At 56.0% G+C, this 23,687-nt stretch carries 24 protein-coding genes; 23 read left to right on the forward strand and 1 reads right to left on the reverse strand.

What is annotated here, in order from left to right:
- The first annotated feature begins 8 nt into the window (after window positions 1-8).
- From CSQ95_RS21785 to CSQ95_RS21830, 10 genes are all read left to right on the forward strand, one after another.
- Window positions 9-1,601 (forward strand): TIGR03752 family integrating conjugative element protein, encoded by a 1,593-nt coding sequence (locus tag CSQ95_RS21785; RefSeq protein ID WP_099411021.1) that lies wholly within the window; start codon window positions 9-11, stop codon window positions 1,599-1,601.
- Window positions 1,602-1,616: 15 nt separating this feature from the next.
- The gene (locus tag CSQ95_RS21790) at window positions 1,617-2,081 is read left to right on the forward strand and encodes a TIGR03751 family conjugal transfer lipoprotein (RefSeq protein WP_099411022.1); all 465 of its coding nucleotides are present in this window, start codon (window positions 1,617-1,619) and stop codon (window positions 2,079-2,081) included.
- 124 nt (window positions 2,082-2,205) lie between these two features.
- A complete protein-coding gene (locus tag CSQ95_RS21795; RefSeq protein WP_257218140.1) occupies window positions 2,206-5,001 on the forward strand; it encodes a conjugative transfer ATPase in 2,796 nt (931 codons plus the stop codon).
- 34 nt (window positions 5,002-5,035) lie between these two features.
- Entirely contained in the window at window positions 5,036-5,617 is a 582-nt protein-coding gene (locus tag CSQ95_RS21800) for a hypothetical protein (RefSeq protein WP_143450033.1), read from the forward strand.
- Window positions 5,604-6,089 (forward strand): TIGR03757 family integrating conjugative element protein, encoded by a 486-nt coding sequence (locus tag CSQ95_RS21805; RefSeq protein ID WP_099411025.1) that lies wholly within the window; start codon window positions 5,604-5,606, stop codon window positions 6,087-6,089. The genes CSQ95_RS21800 and CSQ95_RS21805 overlap by 14 nt, the downstream gene beginning before the upstream one ends.
- 17 nt (window positions 6,090-6,106) lie before the next feature.
- Entirely contained in the window at window positions 6,107-7,369 is a 1,263-nt protein-coding gene (locus tag CSQ95_RS21810) for a TraU family protein (RefSeq protein ID WP_143450034.1), read from the forward strand.
- Between the two features lie 13 nt (window positions 7,370-7,382).
- The gene (locus CSQ95_RS21815; RefSeq protein ID WP_099411027.1) at window positions 7,383-8,729 is read left to right on the forward strand and encodes an integrating conjugative element protein; all 1,347 of its coding nucleotides are present in this window, start codon (window positions 7,383-7,385) and stop codon (window positions 8,727-8,729) included.
- A gap of 7 nt (window positions 8,730-8,736) precedes the next feature.
- Entirely contained in the window at window positions 8,737-8,952 is a 216-nt protein-coding gene (locus CSQ95_RS21820; RefSeq protein WP_099411028.1) for a hypothetical protein, read from the forward strand.
- A 7-nt stretch (window positions 8,953-8,959) separates the two neighbouring features.
- A complete protein-coding gene (locus tag CSQ95_RS21825; protein WP_099411029.1) occupies window positions 8,960-9,355 on the forward strand; it encodes a hypothetical protein in 396 nt (131 codons plus the stop codon).
- 10 nt (window positions 9,356-9,365) lie between these two features.
- Complete coding sequence (locus tag CSQ95_RS21830) at window positions 9,366-10,952, forward strand: conjugal transfer protein TraG N-terminal domain-containing protein (protein WP_099411030.1); 1,587 nt, start codon at window positions 9,366-9,368, stop codon at window positions 10,950-10,952.
- Window positions 10,953-10,955: 3 nt separating this feature from the next.
- Here CSQ95_RS21830 and CSQ95_RS21835 read toward each other — a convergent pair whose 3' ends face one another.
- Complete coding sequence (locus CSQ95_RS21835) at window positions 10,956-11,165, reverse strand: hypothetical protein (protein WP_099411031.1); 210 nt, start codon at window positions 11,163-11,165, stop codon at window positions 10,956-10,958.
- Window positions 11,166-11,247: 82 nt separating this feature from the next.
- Here CSQ95_RS21835 and CSQ95_RS21840 point away from each other — a divergent pair, with 82 nt between their 5' ends.
- The 13 genes from CSQ95_RS21840 (at window position 11,248) to CSQ95_RS21895 (ending at window position 23,629) form a co-directional block, all read left to right on the forward strand.
- Window positions 11,248-11,589 carry a hypothetical protein gene (locus CSQ95_RS21840; RefSeq protein WP_099411032.1) on the forward strand — a complete coding sequence of 114 codons (342 nt, stop codon included), beginning with the start codon at window positions 11,248-11,250 and terminating at the stop codon, window positions 11,587-11,589.
- 167 nt (window positions 11,590-11,756) lie between these two features.
- Window positions 11,757-12,506: a DsbC family protein gene (locus CSQ95_RS21845; protein ID WP_099411033.1), complete on the forward strand. Its 750-nt coding sequence runs from the start codon at window positions 11,757-11,759 to the stop codon at window positions 12,504-12,506.
- A gap of 12 nt (window positions 12,507-12,518) precedes the next feature.
- Window positions 12,519-12,983, forward strand: a complete 465-nt coding sequence (locus tag CSQ95_RS21850) for a hypothetical protein (RefSeq protein ID WP_143450035.1) — start codon at window positions 12,519-12,521, stop codon at window positions 12,981-12,983.
- Between the two features lie 2 nt (window positions 12,984-12,985).
- Entirely contained in the window at window positions 12,986-13,930 is a 945-nt protein-coding gene (locus CSQ95_RS21855; protein WP_099411035.1) for a DUF3262 family protein, read from the forward strand.
- 187 nt (window positions 13,931-14,117) lie between these two features.
- Window positions 14,118-14,405, forward strand: a complete 288-nt coding sequence (locus CSQ95_RS29280; protein ID WP_143450036.1) for a hypothetical protein — start codon at window positions 14,118-14,120, stop codon at window positions 14,403-14,405.
- A gap of 547 nt (window positions 14,406-14,952) precedes the next feature.
- The gene (locus CSQ95_RS21860) at window positions 14,953-15,258 is read left to right on the forward strand and encodes a hypothetical protein (RefSeq protein WP_099411036.1); all 306 of its coding nucleotides are present in this window, start codon (window positions 14,953-14,955) and stop codon (window positions 15,256-15,258) included.
- An 8-nt stretch (window positions 15,259-15,266) separates the two neighbouring features.
- Window positions 15,267-16,634, forward strand: coding sequence for an HlyD family secretion protein (locus tag CSQ95_RS21865; RefSeq protein ID WP_099411037.1), 1,368 nt, complete (start codon window positions 15,267-15,269; stop codon window positions 16,632-16,634).
- Window positions 16,634-17,278, forward strand: coding sequence for a fibronectin type III domain-containing protein (locus tag CSQ95_RS21870; protein ID WP_099411038.1), 645 nt, complete (start codon window positions 16,634-16,636; stop codon window positions 17,276-17,278). Before CSQ95_RS21865 ends, CSQ95_RS21870 begins: the two co-directional genes overlap by 1 nt.
- Window positions 17,263-18,951 carry a hypothetical protein gene (locus tag CSQ95_RS21875; protein WP_099411039.1) on the forward strand — a complete coding sequence of 563 codons (1,689 nt, stop codon included), beginning with the start codon at window positions 17,263-17,265 and terminating at the stop codon, window positions 18,949-18,951. The genes CSQ95_RS21870 and CSQ95_RS21875 overlap by 16 nt, the downstream gene beginning before the upstream one ends.
- Before the next feature lie 506 nt (window positions 18,952-19,457).
- Entirely contained in the window at window positions 19,458-20,414 is a 957-nt protein-coding gene (locus CSQ95_RS21880) for an ArdC family protein (protein WP_180279132.1), read from the forward strand.
- Between the two features lie 229 nt (window positions 20,415-20,643).
- A complete protein-coding gene (locus tag CSQ95_RS21885; protein WP_099411041.1) occupies window positions 20,644-21,369 on the forward strand; it encodes a DUF3577 domain-containing protein in 726 nt (241 codons plus the stop codon).
- A gap of 1,233 nt (window positions 21,370-22,602) precedes the next feature.
- Window positions 22,603-23,088, forward strand: coding sequence for a hypothetical protein (locus CSQ95_RS21890; RefSeq protein WP_099411042.1), 486 nt, complete (start codon window positions 22,603-22,605; stop codon window positions 23,086-23,088).
- 241 nt (window positions 23,089-23,329) lie between these two features.
- Window positions 23,330-23,629 (forward strand): hypothetical protein, encoded by a 300-nt coding sequence (locus CSQ95_RS21895; RefSeq protein WP_099411043.1) that lies wholly within the window; start codon window positions 23,330-23,332, stop codon window positions 23,627-23,629.
- Window positions 23,630-23,687 lie beyond the last annotated feature (58 nt).

Here is a 23,687-nt window from a genome sequence, read left to right on the forward strand (position 1 = left end):
GTGATACTGTGCCAGCGATAACCCAGAACAAGCTCACACCGATCTTCAGCGTATGCGCGGTGCTGATCGTGGCATACGTCCTGTTTGCCCGATATGGTGGCGGACAAACAGCACCTGTCAAAGCAGCGGATCCGCTACCGGCGGTACCCGTGGCACCTGGTGATGAGGCGCCCGCGCGTTCGGGTGGGCTATTTGGCGTGGGGGCGCTGTCAGCGGCACCACGCCGTGCGGATGCGGATAGCCCCAGCGAAACCTTGAAGACTGTTACAGCAAGCAACAACGATCTGCGCGACAAGGTGCAAAAGGTCATTGAAGCCAACGATCTGTTGAAGCAGGAAAACGCAAGGCTACAGAACAGCCAGGCTACTATTGTTGCGCAGGTGACCGAGCGGGTCTTGGCCGAACAGCGATTGCACGCTAATGCGGTGCCGGAATCGGGAGATACCGAGCAACCAGGACAATCGAAGGCAGGGAAGCAATCGCCAACGGCGCTAGGCGGCATTGTGGACGCGGCCACTGGCGGCTATTCGACGATGGTCAACTCGCTTGGTACAGCCAATCCCAAGGGCATCCCAAACGGTTTGGGCTACGATGATTCCCGCATGGCGGACGTAAGTACTGCCTCCAACGGTAGAGCCATTACTACTTACACCAGGCACCTACCAGTAGGCTATAAGGAAGCGAAGGCGGGCGACGGTACGGTCGCTATCATGGATTCGGTGGGGCGCCCAGTGCGCCAGGCGGTATCAACTCAGGCGGCCGTCGACCCCGGTGCAGGCACAAATCGGGCTGCCTCCAGCAATCAAGAGAAGCATACACCGCGTCCCTTTTACACCATCCCCGAAAATGCCACCATGACCAAGGCGACGCTCATGACCGCACTGGTGGGACGTGTGCCGATCGACGGCAAGGTACATGACCCCATGCAATTCAAACTCCTGATCGGAAGGGATAATTTGGCCGCCAATGGTCATCATGTGCCGGATGCGGTGGCTGGCATCGTGATGTCGGGTATCGCGATTGGCGATATGGCGTTGAGCTGCTCGGAAGGGCTGATCCAGTCTCTCACCTTTGTGTTCGATGACGGCACCGTTAAAACTGTGTCGATGAAAAGAGATGGGGCGACTCCAACTCTTGGAGGGTCGGGTGGCGGTCAGGCAACTCAGTCGGTCACGCAATCGAACAAGTTGGCGTGGATATCCGATGAATATGGCAACCCCTGTGTCAACGGAAAATTTGTTACCAATGCCCCGTCCTATCTTGCCGACATGGTAACTATGAAGACGCTGAGCATCGCCGCCCAGGCGACTGCATTGGCACAGACCACGACGGCGGAAAATCCGTTTGGATCAAGCACAGCTGTGACGGGAAACAAAGGCACTTATGTACTTGGCCAGGCAGCCGGTTCCGGTATCAATGAAGTGAGCAACTGGATCATGCGGAGGCTGAACAATTCGTTCGACGCGGTTGTGACGCCGGCTGGTGGCCGCCTGGTGGTGCACTTCGAGCAGGAGATAGCGATCGATAAGGCGCCGGATGGGCGCAAGCTTGATTACGGTAACAGCGAGGCGCCCGCCGGCGCCCTTCAATTGTTAGATTGACCGGGAGGGTCCACCATGAAGCTCACTTCTATTCTGGCCCTGCCGGCTATCGCGGGACTTGTATCGCTGCAGGGCTGTTCGGTATCTGGACCGCGAGAGAGCCCATTGCCGAAAAACGGACCCAGAATGATCGACATCTATGAGCGGCACATCGAGGAGAATGGGGGCAATGCCCCATCTGGCCAGTCCGAGTTGCCACGCCGTCCGTATGACGAACCTGCGCGCTCAACTGGTTCCAGCGACGGCCTGATCAGTGCAATGAATAGCCGCTTTGTCCGGCTACCGAACCCGGATCTCGAGATGTACGTGTTTCCGCATCTAGCAAAGGGGAAATACCCTATTCCCGGGTATGTAACGGTCTTTCCGATGTTCGAGTCTGTCCAGTACGCCTTGCCTGGGGAAGTTGCGCCCAGTGCACTTGGAGCATCGCGCTCGCTGGGTGGCACCGTTCCTGCTGGGCAGATTCCAAACTCACACTGAGGTTGATCGGTCTTTTGGCGGAGGCTATATGTTTGGACGGCGAGAAGCGAAGGCTACCTGTTTGGTGGAGAACCACACGGATGTGCGGAGCGGGAGTGCGCACGACGGCGCTGGGGAACAGCTCTTGACGACCGCGAAGCGCAGGCATATGGCAAACCGATCGCCCTCGTTTACAGAACTGTTGCCATGGCGCGACTACGAGCCATCGACACAAGTGTTCGAATTGAACGACGGCGTGAGCGTAGGCGCGCTTTTCGAACTGACCCCGATACCGACCGAGGCGCAGGCCGAGACGATGCTCAAGGAGTATTGCCGCAAGGTCCAGGCTGCATTGCAAACTCTGCCGGAATCCGGGACGCCAGACTGGATCGTTCAATTCTTCGTCAACGACGACCGCAATATTGAGCAACTCAAGGACGACCTGGAGGCATATATTGATGAGGTTCATGCGGCCAACCCCGATCGTGGGAAGGCTATTAAAAACTCAAAGCTGACCCAGGCCGTGCTACATGAGTATGCCCTGCACGTTGCCAACGTCTCCCAGGATGGCGGCTTATTCGAGGACACCCAAGTATCCGGCCATAGCTGGCGTGGCCAGATCAGGCGGGTGAGGTGCTGCCTATACCGAGTCTACCCGACGGGCTATATGGCTGTTCCGGGCGTCGAGTCGCCGTCCGATGTGCTCAACCGAGCAGCCGACAGTCTCGTAGCCAACCTCGAGGAGGCTGGCGCGCGGATCCGTCGATGCGGGGGAATCGATCTGTATGAATGGCTGCTTCCTTTCTTTAACCGCAGCGGCAGATATGGCACGACTGCCGAACTATTGAGGGCATTTCCCTATCCCGGCGACGCGCCATCCCAAGCTGACGGTGAAGCGCCAGTCTTCGGACGCGACTTCGCAACCTTTCTCAATCTCAGCTTGCCTGAATCGGACCCGGTTTGGGGGGGCTTCAAGTTCGACGGCGTGTTGATGAAGGCACTCACGCTGCAGCAGATCACCTCCAATCCCGAGGTGGGCCACCTGACGGCCGAAAGGAAGCACGCAAAGCATCTGTTCGCCCGCTTTGATCGGATGCCCGAGAATGCCATGCTGTCGATGACGATCGTGGTGACTCCACAGGACGTGGTTCGAGACCAGGTGGAACGGATCCGAGATCGCTCTAAAGCCAAGAGTCCCGATGCCGAAAAGACGTCGGATGAATGCAAACAAATTTTACGGCACATGCAAACGGGTGACTGGCTTTTGCCCACTTTTACGGTGCTATACCTATCAGGTACCAGCGAGAAAGCGCTGCGCAAGGATATTGCGGCAGTCAACGCCCGGATGGGGACCTCGGGTTTTCGCTTCATCGAACCGGCACATGACTTGACTTCACTCGATGCCTTTGTGCGGGGCTTGCCTATGTGCTTTGACCCGCAATTCGACGCGAAGAATATGAAGCGTACACGGTACCTCTTTGCATCGCAGATCGCGGCCATGTTGCCGGTGTATGGACGGCAAAGGGGGACCGGCCATCCCGGCTTTCCTTTCTGGAATCGGGGGGGCGAACCTCTATGGATAGACCCGCTGAATCCACGAGACCGGAAAAAAAATGCTCACATGCTCACCCTGGGGCCGACGGGCGCCGGGAAATCAGCCACGTTGAATTTTCTGGCACTGTTCCAAATGGCTATCCACCGACCACGGCTCACTATCGCGGATGCGGGAAAATCATTCCAGTTGCTCAAGGACTACTTTGCATCGATGGGCTTGACCACGCACTCCGTCGAGCTTACGCCCAATAACGATGTCTCGCTTCCACCGTTTGCCATGGGCGCCAAGCTGGTCAGAGATCCCGAAACCATCGCCGCTTACGCCGCCGCGAGGACATCGGCGCATGTCGCCAAGCAGCTCGAAGAAAAGATCGAACAAAGCTTGATGGAAGGCGCACTGGACCCGGGTGAGGATGCTGCCGGGCGTGACTCCATGGACCATGATGACGAGAAGCGCGACTTTCTCGGAGAGATGACCATCGCCGCGATCATGATGATCACCGGCGGCGAGCAGAGGGAGGTCGAGCGCATGACGCGTGCAGACCGATACGTGGTGAGCCGCGCGATCATCACCGCCTCGATTGAGGCACAGAAGGGCGGTAAACCGCATCCTCTCACGCAAGACGTGGCCAAGGCGCTCATGGACATGAACCAGGATGGGACGCTGCCGCACGAGCGCCGCGAGCGTGCTTACCACATGGGCGAGTCGATGATGGTCTACACGATGGACCTGAGAGGCAAGCTCTTCAATAGATACGGCCAACAATGGCCGGATGCTGACGTCACCCTGGTGGAACTAGGCACGCTGGTCAAGGACGGATACGAAGACGCACTGGCTGTCGCTTACACGGGCCTGCTCGACCATGTGCACGCCAACGGCGAGGCCCATCAGCATGAGGGGCGGCCCCATATTTTCCTGACAGACGAAGGCCATCTGATCACTACCAATCCGCTGCTGGGGCCGAAAATCGTGAAGGGTACCAAGATGTGGCGAAAGCTGGACCTTTGGTTTTGGCTCGCCACGCAAGATATGAAGGACTTCCCGGAATCGATGAGCCGGGTGTTGAACATGTGCGAATTCTGGTTGCTCTTGACCATGGAAGCGGAAGAAGTGAAGCAGGTATCGCGGTTCAAGTCGCTCACTGAAGAGGAGCGGCTGTTGATGCTGTCGACGCGGAAGGAGCCACCCAAGTACACCGAAGGAGTGTTGCTCAGTAGTACACACAAGGCGCTGTTCCGGAACGTTCCGCCGCCCTTGGCTATAGCACTGGCGATGACGGAAGGGCACGAGAAAGCGTGGCGCCAGCGGATTATGAATGAATTTGGGATCACGGAGATGGAGGCGGCAATACGTATCGCGCGTGAGCTTGCCGTACGTGCAACGTGAGCATGTCGCGCGGCGATACGTAAAGGACGACGAGATGGACAGGAACAGGTCTGATCTGTGGACCGGCATTGGCAGTGCAATTGTGCGAACCGAAGGACACTCACCGATTGTTATCGTGGAGCGGGAAGAGTCGAGGTTCAGGGCGGCATTGGCGGCACATTTCATCGGCAAGGCGCTGGCCGGGCACGACACCCGGCGTGCATGTCAGTCCTACGTGAGCATGTTTGGGCACCCACATCTCCCAGCCGCCATTGTCAGCGGTGGTAGACGAAGTTCGTTAGCTGATCTGGCCAGCGTTCCGCTTGGAGCGCTGTATGGGGTAGAGCTGATCGCCATCGACGGGCCGGAAAGTATGTTGGTCACCATGCCGACGAGGCTTAAACGCTTCATCAACTGCTGTGCGCAGCGGGCGGATGCGGTGGTGGTACTAACGGAAAGCGCAAAGCGTCTTGTCGAAGCCGGGATCGATGGCACGCTGATGATTGTTGGGGCAAGTACCGATCAGAGACTCCTTTCCCGGTCACAAAATAGCAGTGGAGAGGGGGCGGAGATCCAGATGGCAACGCTTATACGGCTATGTCATAAGCGGAAAGGGGACAGAGATGATGACCAATAGTCTGATAGCGGTTCTATTTGCGGCTGCGGCCAGCACGCAAGTGGTGCCAGGAACGGAACTCACGAACACGCAGCCCGCGAAGGTGGCGATTGAGGGCCCGTCGATTGGTACGGGGAGTACACGTTCAGTAGAAACCGTGGAAGTTTTTTCGAACTCGGCAATCTATCTCACCAATATCCGCGACGCGCGCGTGTTTGTTCTGGACGCGATGGAAGTGCTCGACAGCGAGCTTTCCGCTCGATTGCCAGCGAACGAGCTCGAGGCGCTGGCCATTTTGCGCCAGCGCCTGCATGCCATAGGTGCTGCAGAGCTTGCACGCCGAACCAAGCCGGCGGCTGAGGGGATCGTTCAAGCCGCACGGTACGGTGTTGACCGCATTCCCGCGGTCGTTATCAATGGCGAGGCGGTGATCTATGGGGTGACCGATATCGATGCGGCGCGATCAATATTTCAGCGTAGTCATCTGCAATAGTTTGATGGGGGGAGCAAGTGAATACTCTACTACCGGTATTGCTGACGGCTTTAGCGCTGCCCGGGACGGTGGCTTGGGCGCAAACCAATACCGCGGAAATCGTGGCTAATACCCTGAAAGCGGTGCCCGCGTGCAGTAACTACAGGGTGGCGGGCGCGTGCTTTTGGCTAAAGTGTGAAGCATTTCCACCGCATTGCCGCGTGATCAGCAATGTGAGAATCTCCCATTTTTCCCCCGAGGTCGTTGTCAGCACCTGGCATGATGGGGCTAACCATCCCTGGGCCGACTATGGGCGCGTCGTCACCAAAACGGTAGGCGGCGCCGCGTCCGGCCTCGTTGGTATGGCCATTGATTCTGCAGGCACTAGGTTTGCGGGTGAGCGAACAGATCGCAATATCCTCTATAGAGATACCGATGCCATCGGCAATCCTGCATCGTTGGTCAGCCTGGGCGCATCGGCAAGCCCGGACAGTGCCGGCCGTGCAGTGCCAGCAATACCCGGCGTGGACGAGTTGAGAAAGTTTTTGCGGAGTCCACCTCCCTTAAGCAATCGCGGTGATGTCGGTACCGCGACAGCATTGGCGGATATCGCGGCCCTTCGGCACGGCGCGGACATTTACACACGCGGTGCTGCGGCAGTGGCGCAGGTACGTCAAACATTGGCATCTGGCGCTTCGACTGCCACCGCTCCTGCCGGCGGCTTTGTGCGTGCTGCAGGGTTTGCTGCACCTGCCGCCGCAAGCGGTTTGATGTGCCCGTCAACGTCAAAAGGTCTGATGGTGCACTTCCATTCCTATCTTGATGCGTTGGTTTGGCGCGGCATCGTGCCGGCCGAGCTGTTGTATCCGCAGACATATCTGCCCGGGGTGCAAGAAGTTGGCATCTCGGGGCTCAACACATGGGGGAGCCTGTATCCCAGGGTGGGTTCGGTGACGCAGCAAGTACCAATGAAGGGTGCCGCGGTACTCGCTCAACGGGTGGCAAACATCATTTCGCAATCGGCACAACCGCATGTTTACGCGGCGCTCTCACCGGACTCGGGCTACCGGTACTTCGGACTTGGGCCGGTGCTTCCCAATGATTCCAAAAACTCGAAGTGGCAGCGCCTGTATCCGCATGCTTCCGCGACATGCGAAGTGCTCGGCAGCAATGACACTATGTCGCTGACCACTTGGGGCGATGGTCAAAGTTCGCCCGAAGAGGCCTATAGCTGGAATCTGTGGCGGCGCCTGGAGTGCTGCAAGGTAGAAGGCATATTTATCGGATCAATCGCATTTTGAAGAGGGGGAGGCAATGAACTCATTTTGCCAATATCGCATGTTCATCGTGGTGGTTGCTGCATGTGCAGGGTCAACACCTGCGATGGCTCAAACGCAGGATGTACCAAGATCGCAGTCCCAGCTTTATTACCGCATTGGTGGCAGTGCGCCTGCCGGTAAATCGCCGAATCCGAACGCCTTGGCGGTCAAGATGGGATTTGGCCTCAAGCTCAACGCCAACTACACCTGCGGCAAGTTCGACGTCGGACTTAGTTGGGCCAATCTGATGAACGGATTCAGTAGCCTCGGCACCCAAATCACGGGTGCTGTCAAAGCTGGGATCAGCGCCCTTCCGCTGTACGTTCTACAGCGCGCTCAACCGGGCTTGTATGAGCTTTTTCAGACGTATGCCAAAAAGGCCGAGATCAGCGTGAATGCGGCGCTAGACAGCTGCGAACAGATGGAAGCGCAGATCAAGCAGGGGAAGGATCCCTATGCGAAGTGGGTAGGCCTGGCCAAGGGCGAGGGTTGGAGCGGGGAAGCCGGCACGAATGGGGATGTTGTATCTGCGAAAAGCAAAGTCGAAGCGGACAACGGCCGAAAGGGGGTCACTTGGATCGGCAATAAGGTTGCTGGCGGCTTTACGCAACCGGCTATTCGTCCCGTGAACGATATCGTTATCGCTGGCTACAACCTGACGATGATGCAGCCTGTCACCGCCTCCAATACGGCGAACTACTCGACAGGCGGCACGCCACTGGGGAAGGCATTTCCACGCCCGCAGGACGCTGCGGATTTCGCCGTCTCTGTGCTTGGTGACCATTTGATTGCCACGTGCGACGAACCGTCCTGTGCCCAAAAAGGTGTTTTTACGGCAATCGGCCTGCAACCGAAATATGACGCCGAGATCCCGACCGCGCTTAACCAGGTGAAGCTTGCAATCAGTAGCAGTAGCCCAACGTATGCGGCCCTGGCTGCATCTGGCGCGCCTGATGTCTCGATCACAACGGATGTAGTGCGCGCGATTCGTGAGCTTCCGGCCGATATGCAGGCGATTAGTTCCGAACGCATCGCCAAGGAGATAGCACTTGCCCGCACCATCGAAAAGGCACTGGCAGTGCGCGCGGTGCTGATATCGGGAATGAGCCTGCCAGAGGTGCAAAAGCATGAGCCGGCCGTGGCGATTGCGAAGGAGAAGGTTGATCAGTTGACCCAGTTCATCCAGGACCTGTTGTTCGAGAGCCGTGTTCGACGCGAGATGGTCTCGGATACTGCCGGCTCCTTGCTGCAAGCGTATCAAGGGCGGCGGGCCATAGCTGCGCCTTTACCGACCCAGCAACCGGCGGATAAAAACATCATGAGCAACGGTCGAGTGAAGTGAGGCTGACATGTTCAACAATATCCATTTACTCAAACAGGCAAATGTTCGGCTGAGGAACACGCCGTATTTTACGGTCCTGTGTCTCGCGGGCGCATTGCTGATGGCGATGCTAGCCATGGTCGTTCTGGGCGGATCGGGAATGGTGCTAGGGTGGCTAGCAGACGAAGCCTGGGCAGTTTTTGAATCCTTTGCCGTCCAATTCGTCCGGCAGTTGAGGTGGTGAGGCTGAAATGTCCGACAAGATCCACTCCATTAAAGCTGCACAGCCCCGGCCGAAAAAATCGTTATTTCGCGGCTTTCTGCGCGCTGCGGGCATGTTACTTGTGACGATGCTGGCCATGGCCGTGCTGGTTGTATTGGCTGTGCTTCTCATGCTGGTATCAGACGAGGCCCGCTCGTTGTTCCAATTCATAGCTCGTTACCGCATAGTTGCCTACTGTATGCATCTGGTTGTCACGGTATGCCTATGGCTGGCATGGGCAAAGATCGTTGCGTGGTTGGTGAAGCGCAGCTTGGTGCCGGAACCCGCGCGCCAGGTCCTGATCGAACGCAAGGGTAGGTGGTTTGCCGCGTTGGTGACGCTTCAACTCATTTTGCTGGCATCTGCGTTTGGCCAGATTGCGTAGCGGAGGAAATATGGGTGTCGATAGTTACCTTGAGTTGTACACCACGCTCTACGGCTGGTTCTTCAGCGGCGTAATCTGGAGCGTCCTGTCGGCAAGCGGGATCATCTACATTCCGTTTCTGGTGACAATTGTGCAAGTCTGGCGCGAGGGGCACGAGATGGACGACGATGCGCAAGGTACGGCCTGGATGATCAGACGGATGGAAGTCGAGTTGTTTTCGGCGATTATCGTGTTTGCACTTTGTCTCGTTCCCTCGTCCATTACATCGCTGTCGAGCATGAAACTGTATTACGCGCCCACGGCCACTTCGCTTGAGCCGGCCCCGGCAAAGGCCACGCCCACTGCATCGGATAGCAGCTACGGCCGCCCCGAGGTATTCGGCAACACTGTGCCAGGCATTTCGGCAATTCCTCCGTGGTGGTATACGGTGCTCGGTATCAGTAGCGGTATTAACGCCGCCACTCGCGCCGGAATCCAAGGGGGTATTCGGGATTTCCGCCAGCTGCAGGATCTGGCCCACATCGCCACCGTCCAGGATCCCCAACTTCGCTCCGCAGTGCAACGTTTTTATAGTGAGTGTTTTGTGCCGGCCAGATCCCGATTCCTGACCGCCGGAACCCCGTCGGCTGTCGCAGCTGCGCAGATCGCGAAGTACGGGCAGGCGGATACTGACTGGATCGGAAGTCACGCGTTTCGTGATGATCCCATGTTGTATGCCGATTTGTATGCAAGAAGCGAAGTGGCCGGCTTCCCATTTAACCCTTCTCGCGATGTGGATGTCAATACGTCCGCAGGCAGCCCGGCTTTGGGACGGCCGAGCTGCAAGGAATGGTGGGAGGCAAGTACTCACGGACTGCGGGACCAGTTGAGTTCAACTATTGGCGGGCTTCAGGGGCTGGGTGCGGCGGTTCGGTCCCTGACGCCTGGTATCTCGGAAGAAGATCACAGGGACTGGGAGGCTCGGCTGGCGTACCAGAAGACCGCGCCTACATACGTCGACAGCGAATCGATGACAAACGGGATCGGCGGAGAGGCGGGGGGAATCGGATGGCTTATGCATCTGCCAGCCAACATCGCTGGCGCGGCCGGTACCGGCTGGCAGGCGTTCCAGGCGTCGGCATCGATGAAGCCTTTGATCTATTTCATGACAATTGCGCAACCGCTTATTCTGATGGCGATGTACATTTTTCTGCCCATCATCTTGGTGTTCAGTCGGTACAACCTGGCCGTCATGTTCGTCGGCGCCATTGGCATTTTTTCAGTGAAGTTCTGGACCGTGATGTGGTACGTCGCGCGGTGGATGGATGACAACCTGATCGCTTCGATGTATCCCGGCATGAGCGGCAACGCGTTGCTGGAGTTTGCACTCGACAATCCCACGACCGAAAACACCTACAAGCGTATTGTGCTCAACATGGCACTGATGCTGATGTTCATCGGCTTGCCGATTCTTTTCAGCGGCATGATGGCGTGGATAGGCATCAACGTCGGCCATGGAGTGCAACGGATGCTTGGCGATGCCGTCACTGCCGGACGTGACTCTGGCCGATCAGGAGCCAACATCGGGGCCGGTGCGGCAAAAAGGTTCACAAAATGAATGCTACTTCATTTCGTCCGGGCGCCCTTCCCAGCTATAGCCGTCGTTATCCCACGAGTGACGCCGTTCGCGTGCATCCCTTTGCGGGCGCTCGGCGTTGTCCGCCGCACAGAGCGCCAGTAGCTGAATCAGAATCCTGCCGGCCCAAACCAGCGCGAGCACCAAAGTGCCTGCGAACCAAAATAGTAGTCGAGAAATTTTCTTCGTTTTCATCACGATGCACCTCCCTCGTTCTCAAGCATACATCTTCCGTCGAGGATGTAAACCCGAGGTTGATAACTCACGTGGAGCCAACATGGACGACCAGACCGAACCTGTTGTGATCGAACCACCCTTCGCTAGCGCCCCAGCGATGCAGCCGGAGAGCGCTCCTATTTGGAAAGCAACAGAGGGACAGATTGTCAACGCCAGATGGATATTCTTTTCACTGATCGGATTCTGGCTTCTGCTCCCAGTACTGTGGACGGCATGGCGAATGATTCGGACGGCCTGCCATACCTACTCGCTGACCACTCAACGCCTCAGGGAGCGTTCTGGTGTACTGGCGGTCCAGGTAGATGAACTTGAGTTGTACCGGGTCAAAGATATTACGGTCTTCAACCCCTGGTGCAGCGATTCCTGGGGCGTGGGCAGATAGTATTACTGACCTCGGACCGATCGACGCCCCGTATCGTGCTCAATGCGATCCCTGCCCCGGCGAAGGTGGCCGATCTTATTCGGGCACATGTGGAGCAGTGCCGTGTGCAAAAAGGCGTGAGAGAAATTGACTGATACAGATCAAAAGATCACCACATTGGAGGTTCTATGCTGCGATCATTTATTCCGCTTTTCGTACTTGGCTTAGGCTTGCTACCCGGCCCGGCGGGTGCCGAATCGAATGGTTCCGTGATACCGGACACGGGTTCTATTAAGGGCGCGATTGAGCGGCGCACGGACATGGGCGTTGTGATCGATAGAATCACTCCGACACCTATCGCTGGACTGTATGAAGTGGTCGCCGGTTCGGATATTTTTTATACCGACGCCCAAGGACGCTACGTCATTTTGGACGGCCGGTTAATGGACCTGACAACCAAGGAAGATCTCACCCAAAAGAAGATCGATGCACTGAGTAGCGTCGATTTCGGCGCCCTGCCCTTCCACCTTGCGCTGAAGCGGACTCAAGGATCGGGTAAACGCGCCATCGCAATTTTCGAGGACCCGACATGTCCCGCTTGCAAGGTGGTGCACAAATTCCTTGCACAGCTGCCGGATTTGACAGTGTACACATTCCCGCTGCCGATCGCCTCCCCAGGGGCATTGCCGCTTGTGCGATCGATATGGTGCCAGGCTGACCGCTCCAAGGCCTGGGAGGCCGCGATGGCCGGTCGACATCCAGCAGTGGCCGACGCATGCGATGCGTCGGCGCTTGACGAAGTAATTGAGCTTGCCGCTCGGCTCAAGATTGCTGGCACGCCGACTATTGTCTTGTCCGACGGGCGTCGAATTGTCGGCGCGCTGCCGCCTGGCCAGCTGGTGGAGATGATCGATCAGCTAGGGGCAGCGACGCGCTGAATGGAGGGCGTGATGAGATTTATAATTCGCTTGCTGCTCGGTGTGCCTTTTACGGTGTACGCACTGAACAGCTTTGCCAGGCCATTGGATGCCACCGGTACCTGTCCCTCTGGGGGAGCGCTGTTGAAGGCCGAAATGCATGTCGATCCGCGATTGACGGCCGAGATCCTGCGCCGCGCGGCGCAGCTGCCTCCTTGGTTTTCGAGCGTTGACCTGTCAAAGAGCACCGCTCGCGTGTTCAGGACGGCGAACTCCGACGTTTTTGTGCTCACCCATTGCAACCCGAGGAACTGCGAGGCGGAGCGGGCCTACATTGGTTTCGCGCCACGCTCGGTTGGCTGGGGCGCGAGCCTTTATCTGGAGAGGGGGGTAGTCGAGTTGGGGCGCCCAGTTGTTCCTGGTGCTGCGCAGGAGATCATGCCGGACGAGGTCGCACCGGCCGTTATTTGTGCTCAAAACTTGGATTGGGGGAATTGATCATGCGACTCCTATTGTGGCCCAGTTTCAACCTTGGCCGGCAAACCTGGCGCTCCGGCGTATTAAGCTGGCTGATATTCGGGATGATCGGCTTGGCCGTGGCCGCCACTGGCTTCGCTGACTTTCTAAAAGCAATTGCTCAACGCGAATCCAGCCTCAACCCCGGTATTGTCAATAGTCAAGGTTATGCGGGTCTATTCCAAATGGGCACCCTGGCGATGACGGATGCCGGTTACTATCGATCGAACGGGACCGCGGTCAACAGCTGGGGCGGGACATTCACTGGTAAGAACGGCGTGACGTCGCTGAACACTTTTCTTGCCAATCCTGACCTACAGGTCAAGGCAATCACGGCTTACTATGGAAAGCTCCAAGGCTATATCGATTATTACGGTTTATCCCAATACGTTGGTCGAACGCTCAATGGTACCCAGATCACAGCCTCGGGTTTGATCGCAGGGGCCCACCTGGTAGGAATCGGCTCGCTCAAGCACTATCTCGACAGTGGTGGTTCCGTTATTCCCCGGGACGGCAACAATGTGCCCGTGACTCAATACATTGCACAGTTTGGTGGCTATGCGATTGCTGCGGTTGCGCCGACGTTTGCGGAGGTACTCGCTGCGAGCCCTACCGGCGGTACTGGTTCTACTCCACTGCCGACGACGCCAGGGGGAGGATCGCCGTCGGCACCCAAACCGATATTTCCAACAGCGCCCTCCTTCTCAAATCCTGATGCAGCGTTCGCTGCTGGAAGCGGCTATTCCTTGGCTGAGTTTGCTGAACTGTTCAGGCTGCTGTTCGGAGCCGTGCTCTTTCTATGGGTAGCTTACATGTTTGTCGGTGCATATCGCGGATATGCATCAGGAAAGCGTACTCCCGTTTTTGTCGGCAAGACACAGATCAAAGTGGTCATTGTGTTACTCGTGTTTATGGCACTGTTGCGGTGATGATCAACAGTCCTCTTTTGATGAATTATTAGTAGGCCGGTCGTGAAAACCCTGACTCATTGCCGTGTTGAAGATGGCATAGACCATCTGATGATCGAAGTTGAAGTACCAATCAACCAATCAACCAACCTGCCGTCGTGTTCTGTCGAGGCTGGCGGAATATCATTTTTTTAGAGGAGCCTCAACCATGGAAAAGTATATTTACGCAATAATTCTTATTCTGTCTGCTTCACAAGTTCACTCAAAAGCGTCGCGTGCGGAAGCTCCGTTGACGAACCGTGAAGTGATTGAGAAAGTGTCTCCGGTTGCTGCGGAGGCTTTGCGTCGCCTGGAGGTTCGTCGTGGTGTTTCATACAAAGATGACCAGCTAAATTCCGTTATGCAGAATTCTGAATTTAAACGCGAACATGTCGCAGTTCACCACGAATTTTGTGACAAGAAGGAAAACGCCACCAACCTTTCGTGCACTCCCTAAAAATGGTCATCGAGGCCGACTAGCATGAACACTCAGAACTCTGCAGTCTGGGTGTAAAAGGGATGCGCTTTCAGGCGAACCCTCTTTAAGAGACGCAGTCGCTTTTCCGGGGAAATTTCATCTTTTGATCTACAACACGACATAGTCGAAATAACATTGGAATATCAAATTAAAGATTGTGATTTGCAAAGGTCGTTGATACTATAAATGATGAATGAAACGGATCTGATGTCGGTATTGAGAGTTAGTTTTCCTTAGCTGAGACATTCACGTGGGAGTTCACAATCGAAACCAGGAACCTTCCTATGCCGTGCCCAGCTTGCGGTTCGTTGACACAGCTGGAGAACCAGCTCGTTGATCCGGAAGAACTCCGCTTCCTTCGCGGTCGGAACGTAGCGGCATATGTAATCGTCACGATGTGTGCCGATTGCGGTTTGATTCGCAGGTTCCTGCCCCCGCACCTCCTACAACTGCTTAAAGAACAGTTTAAAACAACTTCAAAGTCCGTCTAGTTTGTGACCGTTTCCGGCTGCTGGAAGGAGTACAGATGTTCAGTTACCGACGTAAGGTTCGTACCACCCAAACGACCACCATCTGGGGCTCCGGTAGCGGAGCAACCCGAGCCGATGCGTGCAATCGCATCACGCTGTGCGTCCAGGTGGAGGAGTTTGGCGACGCTGTCGTCCTTTGCGTCTACGAAACTAGGTTCCTGTTCTTTACCAGGTCTCGTCATATCCAGTTGCAGCCGGAAGATGTATTTTCGATCGACTTGGCTTGCGTCTTCAAAGTCACCGCTACTAGCACTCAAGCGGGCGACACCTTCCTCAATTGCGCGCTGTTGCCTTCCAAATAGCAGACCATATGAACCCAGCGAAACTACGCTCCCTGTCGGTACGGCCGCATATGTCGGCCGATCTCACTTTCCCCGTGCCGGGGATACTTGCTCTGCAAGGACCTGCTGCTGCGCTTGGGAAAACAGTCAGCACGATGGCCGGTCGCTTGGATGCTATGCGCGATAAACTAAGTGAGCGCGTGCTTAGCGGTAGCGCCAAAGGCCGCGTGGTCGCCAACTCGGCCTGGATCGAAGCGCAGTTGGCCCAAGAAAGCTTGTTCACGCTTCGCAACGGCAAGCTGGCAGCCGAACTAGATCAGACGATTGCCAATCATCATGGCGAATACCTTGAGCGTTTTGCCGATTCGGCCGCTGCCGGCCCCATCCTGCGTGCGGAAAACCTGCGTCGCACGCATGACTTAGGCGAGCTGACTTTGCTGTTCGAAAAGCGCCATCAGGAACTGGTCGAATCATATGCCTGCCTACACAACACGGTGGTAAGTTCGACCTCCTCGCACAGCAGGCACGAAGACGACACGCCTGCGGTAGTGCGTACCTACTCGGCGCCAACTCAGCTACAAACACCTAGCTACAGCATCAGCATTCAGGGTGGTGGGATCCCGAGCCCACCGATGACGCATAAGGTCGATGAAGTGCTGGTCAACCCACGCACGTTCAGGGGCGGCTCTTTTCAGCCTGTAGACAAGGAGCTGACCGTCACTTTCGGTGCCAGCCATCATCCTAATATCGTCGGCATTTTGACTCAAGTGAGTGAGACGGCCCAGAAACCGGTGATAACAGTGACCGACATTCCGGAGCACGCCCATCCATCCATTGACGAGCGCATCGGCTCGGTGACTGCGCTGGGCGAGATCGACGCCTCGCACCAGAGCCGTATCGTGCGCGATATGCGGCTGGTCCACTACGAAACCGTCATCGATAACGAGGATGAAGTCTTGCTGCTGGATGTACGCAAACGGCAACTGGCATATTTGGACACCTTCCTGGTTGCGCCATTCCGTGGCCGCATCGCGGCAATCTACAAAGACATGGGTGAATATGTGCAAGCGGGCGAGCCTGTCCTGCGGATCGAGAACGACGAGCGCCTCCGGCTGGTCGGGCGCATCCAGTTCAGGGGCTTGGTCAGCGTTGGCGACAAGGTGACCCTTAAGGTGCGAAATCTGTTCGAGGGCAGTGACGAACTTGCAATGGCGGGCGCCATTGTCTCGGTCAGGGGGCACGACGCCGACGATGACGAGTGGGACGTGATCATCGATGTTGACAACAGGGATGGCCAGCAAATCACGCGTAAGGATCGCTCGGTGGATCGCATCTTTCTTCCGATTAACCTGCAGTTCGATCGCTTCGAAACCGAGATCTCGATCGGGAGACCGTGATGCCGGTTGAGATCCCCGCCAATGTGAGCAACGATCCCGTGGCTGGTCGCGCGCTAGACTCACTTACTTTCAGTTGGGATCCGGTGCTGGATGTTTCGTCCTACCAAGCAAGACTCACCGGCGCGGGCGCAGCGATCATGCTAACTTCGCTGTCGAACCACATCACGTTTTCCGGCCTAGTGGCGAACCGGGACTATGTATTTCAGGTACAGGCACTAAAGGATGCGGACTCGTCGGATTACACCGAGCCGATAGATATCTGTACGCGCATGCCCACGCCGCCCGCACCTGGTGTCAGTCCACTACCGGGCATGGCGGCAGGTGTGATCGTCCACTGGGACTGGTCTGGGTTGACAATCGATGAGAGCGATCCGGTGCAGACAGAAATCCTGCGCGAGATCGGTTCGTACCAACAGACTATTCACACTGAATTGACGCGCGCTGGATACCTGGTCGACACCGCAAGCACCGGTAGCTGCACATATATTATCGCATTGGTATCGCACAAGCGCGGTGCGCCAAACGGCATCAATCGTGCGCATGGCATCCCGCAGACCGCAGTGCTGGTGCCGATGGCGGACCACCCGGCATCGAATGGCTTGCCGCATGAAATGCTGATGAAATTGGCATGCTGGCGGGTCTGAATACGATGCCAAATCCTACGACATCCTCCAGACCTGAGCCGGGAAATAATCCGATTGTGGCAGACAAGAGGTCGGGAGATACCTCCGTCGGTGACAAAGGCAAGCAGGAAAAAAACGAACGGAATACCAAGCCGGAGCGAGTTGATTCCAAATCTCGCGACCATGAGAAGAGCGAGAAGTCGCGCGCAGATCGCCAACGTGCCGAGCAGGACCGCAAGGTAAGGGAGACCCAACAGCGGGTAAAGGATACTGGTGCGAGCGCAAAAGGCCATGTCCAACGCAGAGAGAATACGTCGGGCATGCAGGACAAGCAGAAGCAGGCCAACCGCAAATATGCCAAGGAGTCTGGGGAAGCCGCGCAGCAGAAGTCAGATAGCAAACGCGCTGGACACCAGCCAGAAAAGGCTGCAACGTCATCTAATCTGCCGAATAAGGCCGGCAAACAAAATGGCAGATCCATCAACAAAAAGCAGCAGGAACTCGAAAATCTCGCCAAGAATCCTGAAACACATCCTGAACTCGTGCGTAGCAGGATTGGCGGCTCGCGGCCTAGAGTGAGTCCTCCCAGTCGCAAAACGGACGGCACAACCAGCATCCGCGTTACGCATCAAAGTGGCGACGGTGAAGTCACAATGGTCGAGGTTACACGCGACCTGGCCGGTAACGCTGAAACAATGGGTGTGACGATCCACAAAGATGGATCGTACTCGGGGTGGGCGAGCGTTGAATCGCGCGGCAGGAAAGTCTCCGAAATCCAGTTCGATAAAGGGCGAGGGACCTATGGACGTAGCCAACTCGGTGGCATCGAAAATACCCGCTTGTATACTGGCCAGGAAACTGATCATGGTGGTGTAACTAAGGAAAACCAGGTACGCCGACCGGAAAGGGCGCCCCAGACGAGCCCTCCGCGTCAATCGCCGGCACAGCCCCGCCCGAACGCCTCAGACGATAAGGCGCCGCGCTCAAGACCCGAATATCGTCATCCGCCGGATACCGTCTCCAACGACGCTATCGATCCCAGCAAGCGCTACTTTGGCAAGGTGCCGGTCGACTACGTGGAGCGTCCTCAGGACTACGAGGTGCAGGCCACCTTCGAACGAGTATCCGGCGTGGAAGGCGGCACTCTGTACGTCGAGCGGGGCATGTTATCTGTGACGGCTCTTGTTCACAGCGGCATCACCAGAGTCGATACAGCATTTGGCAGCATTCCTATTCCCCTCCTGAACGCAGCGCCGGAGGGGAATTACGACCTACTAAGTGGTGGAGAGATCCGCTCTGACCGGCCGGTGGACAGGTTCCGGCTCGAGAAGCACGATTCCATCTACGGTAACGATGAAGCGGACTCGGACCAGCTGTTTCCTGCGAGCGGTTGGTTCGGCTTTAAGGATTTGAATAAACTCAGGCTGCACGGACCTGGTCTAAGTGGGGAGAGTCTGGGTTGCGTGACTGGGGGACGGTGGAACGGCGACCACAGCGACGAGGCCCATCAGGCGTGGACCCAGGTTCTTCGTATCGTTGGTATGGCGCCAGTTGGAAAGAGAGCCGTCTGGAAGTACGACCGCTTTACAAAATCTACGATGCTGGGGTTCTTCCGCCGCGAAGAGGTTGACTATTTCGGCACACTGACTATCAGAGAAAAACGTTCTAAGAAAGTCGAACCAGACGACGAATAGTCATGTCGGTAGGCGTACGCTCAGGGAAGTCTTGAGTACAATGGCATTTGGTAACAGCAGCAACATGGGGCCGGAACTCGGTGCAAGCATGCTGCCAGTCCAACGAATGCGCCGAAATCGTCTCCGCTATGGACATCAACAGTGAGCCACCGTCAGCATAGCGTGCGTCTCGCGGTCAATATGGGCCGCTAGACCGATTGATCTTCGCCGGGTCCCGGAAATAGTTCATTAAATACTGCTCGACTCGGCCAGGAGCTAGATTGACATACACTCTAGACTGGCCTAACATAATTAGGTGATGATCTTTTCAGATCACCAAGTGCAAGTTGCTCCCGCTTCCTTGCACGTGCCCAGCGCACGGGAGTTTCCCTCAATCTCAAGAGCATTCCGCTCTTAGCGTTCCCTTCTCATTTGCACACTGCTGCCCATCCTGGCGGATGCGTGGTTTCGTGCGTCGTTTGTTCAATCTGGTCACTTCCCGTGGCCATTTTTTTTGGGAGTTCAACATGAAAAAAGGATCAAACTATTGCGATGATGTCGCAAAACAATTAATCACCCTCCTTGAGAGGGGGACTGCTCCATGGCAAAAGCCTTGGGCTCCATCCTCGCGTGGCACAACACCGTACAACATTGCCTCCGGGCGAAGATACAAGGGTATCAATTCCTTGAATCTGATGGCCCAGCCATATGAAGATCCGAGGTGGATGACGTTCAAGCAGGCTAATTTCAAAGGAGCGCGCATTAGGAAAAACGAGCGTGGAACCGCTATTCGACGGTGGATATTCTCCGAGGCTACCGCGTCCGAAGATTCCGACGATTTCCCTGCATCCGATAGTACGCAGCCGGCAGGCCAGAAGCCTAAGATGTACTTCACAACGGTTTTTAATGCTGAACAGGTCAGTGGGTTAGATCCCCTTCAGCCAGCTCAGCTTGAATTTGATCCAATCGAGAGGGCTGAGCGGATACTGTGGCAATCCGGTGCTACCATTAAACATGACCAGCGCGATCAAGCCTACTATGATGTGGTCGATGATGAAATGCATCTACCGCCGCGTCGTCAGTTCAATTCCGCCGTAGAGTATTACGCCGTCGCGATGCATGAACTGGGGCACTGGTCCGGGCACTCGTCCAGGCTCAATCGCGACCTTTTTCATCCATTTGGTAGCCAGGAATATGCATACGAGGAATTGTGTGCCGAAATCGCGAGCATGATGCTTGGTGACGAGCTCGCGTTAGGCCATGATCCGAGCCAGCATGCAGCTTATGTTGGTAGCTGGATCAAGGTCATCCGCGACGATTCAAAAGCCATTTTTCGCGCATGTAACGCTGCAGAGAAGATCCGCACATTTGTGCTTGAACTGGGCAATAGCGAGGGCGAAATCGCCGACGAGCGTTCTCTCTCAGGCATTGAAATTAACGATCTGTCCTACCAAAAAAGCAGTGGGCGGCAGTCTGCGCGATAAGCGTAAAATCGGGTTGACAGCGTCCTCCTCTCGTCCTATTGTTGATATTGAATTTGCTCGCACCTGAGCAACCGCGGTGGGTCAAACTCTTGCAACCCACACGTCCTGGCCAGCCTTGCCAGGATCAGAGTCTCTGTAGCGCTTCTACCACCCCCGATCGGGAAGACCTCTTCTCGATCCCCTGGGGCTCGGATGGTCTTCCTTTCGCTATTATCGACTGGAGATCATCATGATGACCAATAACAACCGCAACAATTCTTCGAAAACGCCTGGTTCGCTGCGTCAAGCCGAGCAGGGAAAAGCTCCTGATCCTTCAGGGTACTTTGATTTGCACACCAAAGGTTGCGGCTATATGAACCGGATCCGTTGGGTAACTCCCAAGGGTAGCGGCCGTAAAGCAGAAAAGTTCCTGGCGTGTGCCATAAATGCCTTACATGGGAAAATCGTCGATCCGCAATACAGTTATATGGATCTGCGGGTCAGCGGACAAGAAGCGATCAATCTCGTTTCTGAGCTGATGGCCGATTGCGAAGCTGGTCGTAAGATATTCGTCGCCTTCACCGTTGGTGACATCTATGCACATACGTACCTTCGCGATATTAAGGAGCAGGGTAGAAAAACTGGTGAGCAGGAAGCGGCCGCCGTCATCAAAGGGCGTCTGCTACTTATTACCCATATTGCGATCGATGACGTCGTGGTCTATCACCTCGAGCATGACGGGCATGCGGATGCTTCGTCCGCCAGCCAGCAAAGTGGTGAACAAGCCGGCGGCGGCGATGACCATGAACCGATGGATGAGGATCATGGTTCGCAGGAAGGCGCCACGGAAGACGGCCCAGCTGGTCGTGTTAGCCACTTTCCTCCACGCATAGGCGGGGGGCTAAGGCAGCCGGTCAGGGATCCCCGTAGCGTCGCGGAATCAGCGTTCCGCGGCAGCTTCCGTGGAGGCGCCTGAGCTTGAACGAGAGGCCTTTCGAACCTTAGCAAGTCTTATTTTGCTTTCAACCGAGTCCCCTCAATATGAGGGGATTCTTTTCATTGCAGACTTGATGGGAGTCTGCTATGGAAAGAATCGCACCGATTTCACCACGTGTTTTCCAGTTTTTGACGCATAAAAAAACTGGGTTTTTGCAACGCGTCAACTCCTGGAACGCGTACGGTCTTCGGACCTGGAGTCCTTGTGTAATGAGCGATCCGCTCCGGCCAACCCCGCAAGTTGACGGCATGGATCGTGAGCTCCGAGTTTGGAATCTCGAAGCAAAGTCCAATCTGCAGCCAGTCTGGAACTGGCTGCTTTCGCATTGGAAACAGGGTCCATTCACGGTCCCCACTCCTTCGTCCAGCCAAAAGCAATCACGACGTCCCCGCGGCTTTCGAATGGCGGCGGCGCAAGCGGTAACACGCTCGCCATTCGAAAGCCGCGGGTTCCGCTGGAAGCTGAAAACTGGGCAGCAGCCGCCCCCAGAGCTGTAGCCTTTGCTGCTAGGATTTCGCTAGCGCAACCCTGTTGCCACCCTTGGCCTTCGCGTTCGGGTGACCCGAGAAGCACCGTCGCATAATGTCGATCACCGCCAGATCTTCATTGGCACTGGCCGCTGCGGAGAAGGCAAATTCCAAACTGCATCATTCCCAGATGGGTTCCTGGAAGAGGCATTCGTCTCTTCCAGGGAAGCACATGGCAATCTTCTCACTCATCTTCCCGGCACGGTCCTGGCGCGCCAAGCGCCCCCTCATTTTTTCTTACTGCGAGCGGCTCAGTTGAAGGTGATTTATTAAATCCATTCGCTACCAGATGCTCGCGTCGATCGCAAGCGCATAACAGTTCCTTGTATGCCATTTTTTCCAAGGACCTGATGCCTACCTCACGCTAAGTTAGAAGTGTGCGGCAGGGCAATCCACAAACGATTTTTCTGCAGCAGCGTCAAGAAGTTTTCTCGACGCGAAACCGGTCATGGTGTTCCGATTTTTTGTGATGAAAGGAGATTATCGATATGGATACGTTTTCAAGTCGGCATCCCGTTTTAGTGATCCGGCCGACGAAGGAGCAGGTACGGCGCTGGATGGAGGATCGGCGGTGTTCTTCGTTGCCGCCGCCATCACAGAGCGAAATTCGGCGTCAGCTCGGATGGGAGCTCGTCCATCCAGAAACATGGGTGACGCGTTAGAAAGGTAATTTTTACAGGAGGTTATGATGAAAATACTCGCTAAGGACTTTCATGGCGCGGCCGTCACGCCAAATACCAGCTGCGGTTCGACAAAACGTGCTGGACAGCGGGAGAGGAATGACTATGTCCATTATCGCGTTGCGAAACGCGTCGAGGATTTGATCGTGGCTGCGGGTCAGATCACAGGCAAAGATCTGGCGGCCGAGATGAAAATGTCCATGGACCAGCTGCGAAAGTACACCAGATATCTGCAAGCCGGCGGCCGTGCGCACAAAATGCGCGGCCTGCAGTATCCGACCGGCGTGTGGATTCCTGGTCCTGAAACTGCCCACGAACATGAGCGGGGCCAAGTGCCGGTGCACTTGCGTGTGAAGCACTGGCAGCGCTCCGCCTGTCGAATTGAACTGGCTGAAGCGCTTTTGTTCAACCGCTTTCCTGCACTGACGGCTGCCCTGCTCGACGACAAGAAAAGGATGGCGACCACCATTCGCTTTCCCAAAGCCGAGTAGGATTGAATTTGCCAATGTTTCTTGCTGGATTTTTCTAAACGTAGCATGTCATTGTAGTGGACGATTTTGGCCTCTGCGACTACACTGACTTTCGAGGTACGCTGAATTTCGATTCGGCGCAAGCTAGTCAACCCCTGAAACTAGCGCAGCTTTTTGCTCGGGGTACATGTCCACCATCACCGCTCCTTAGGCAAGCCCTAAGGGCGACGCTCCGGGAGTTTCTCTGACCAAAGGAGCTTTTATGTCGAGCTTTCAATTTGATTCGTTAGGGTATTCCGAGCGTCTTCAAGAGGCCGGCGTATCCGCCGCACAAGCTGCTGTTCACGCAAAGGTCATGGCCGAAGTTCTGTCCAGATCTGTTGCATTTCCGGAGGATATGATGAGACTTGAATCCTCACTATTGCAGAAGATCGAAACCTCGCAGTTGAAAATGACAGCCGAGCTTGAGAAGCTTCGTAGCGATACGACGTTGCTCAAGGCAATGGTGGTTTTCCTGATCAGCTTGCAGCTTCCGGTTCTCTTTAAACTTTACTTCGGCTAGTCGCCGACGTAATTCCCGCGTAGGAAGCCTTCTACGTCTTGCATGGCCGATACCGGTG

It is taken from the genome of Janthinobacterium sp. BJB304, from assembly GCF_002735765.1.
Classification (GTDB): Bacteria; Pseudomonadota; Gammaproteobacteria; order Burkholderiales; family Burkholderiaceae_D; genus Janthinobacterium.

Coding starts and splice junctions, on each gene's coding strand:
- CSQ95_RS21805 (WP_099411025.1), top strand. CDS start 5,604: ATGATGACCAATAGTCTGATAGCGGTTCTATTTGCGGCTGCGGCCAGC.
- CSQ95_RS21845 (WP_099411033.1), top strand. CDS start 11,757: ATGCTGCGATCATTTATTCCGCTTTTCGTACTTGGCTTAGGCTTGCTA.
- CSQ95_RS21880 (WP_180279132.1), top strand. CDS start 19,458: ATGAAAAAAGGATCAAACTATTGCGATGATGTCGCAAAACAATTAATC.
- CSQ95_RS21800 (WP_143450033.1), top strand. CDS start 5,036: ATGGACAGGAACAGGTCTGATCTGTGGACCGGCATTGGCAGTGCAATT.
- CSQ95_RS21840 (WP_099411032.1), top strand. CDS start 11,248: ATGGACGACCAGACCGAACCTGTTGTGATCGAACCACCCTTCGCTAGC.
- CSQ95_RS21830 (WP_099411030.1), top strand. CDS start 9,366: ATGGGTGTCGATAGTTACCTTGAGTTGTACACCACGCTCTACGGCTGG.
- CSQ95_RS21870 (WP_099411038.1), top strand. CDS start 16,634: ATGCCGGTTGAGATCCCCGCCAATGTGAGCAACGATCCCGTGGCTGGT.
- CSQ95_RS21885 (WP_099411041.1), top strand. CDS start 20,644: ATGATGACCAATAACAACCGCAACAATTCTTCGAAAACGCCTGGTTCG.
- CSQ95_RS21790 (WP_099411022.1), top strand. CDS start 1,617: ATGAAGCTCACTTCTATTCTGGCCCTGCCGGCTATCGCGGGACTTGTA.
- CSQ95_RS21860 (WP_099411036.1), top strand. CDS start 14,953: ATGTTCAGTTACCGACGTAAGGTTCGTACCACCCAAACGACCACCATC.
- CSQ95_RS29280 (WP_143450036.1), top strand. CDS start 14,118: ATGGAAAAGTATATTTACGCAATAATTCTTATTCTGTCTGCTTCACAA.
- CSQ95_RS21895 (WP_099411043.1), top strand. CDS start 23,330: ATGTCGAGCTTTCAATTTGATTCGTTAGGGTATTCCGAGCGTCTTCAA.
- CSQ95_RS21865 (WP_099411037.1), top strand. CDS start 15,267: ATGAACCCAGCGAAACTACGCTCCCTGTCGGTACGGCCGCATATGTCG.
- CSQ95_RS21820 (WP_099411028.1), top strand. CDS start 8,737: ATGTTCAACAATATCCATTTACTCAAACAGGCAAATGTTCGGCTGAGG.
- CSQ95_RS21825 (WP_099411029.1), top strand. CDS start 8,960: ATGTCCGACAAGATCCACTCCATTAAAGCTGCACAGCCCCGGCCGAAA.
- CSQ95_RS21875 (WP_099411039.1), top strand. CDS start 17,263: ATGCTGGCGGGTCTGAATACGATGCCAAATCCTACGACATCCTCCAGA.
- CSQ95_RS21890 (WP_099411042.1), top strand. CDS start 22,603: ATGATGAAAATACTCGCTAAGGACTTTCATGGCGCGGCCGTCACGCCA.
- CSQ95_RS21815 (WP_099411027.1), top strand. CDS start 7,383: ATGAACTCATTTTGCCAATATCGCATGTTCATCGTGGTGGTTGCTGCA.
- CSQ95_RS21850 (WP_143450035.1), top strand. CDS start 12,519: ATGAGATTTATAATTCGCTTGCTGCTCGGTGTGCCTTTTACGGTGTAC.
- CSQ95_RS21835 (WP_099411031.1), bottom strand. CDS start 11,165: ATGAAAACGAAGAAAATTTCTCGACTACTATTTTGGTTCGCAGGCACT.
- CSQ95_RS21855 (WP_099411035.1), top strand. CDS start 12,986: ATGCGACTCCTATTGTGGCCCAGTTTCAACCTTGGCCGGCAAACCTGG.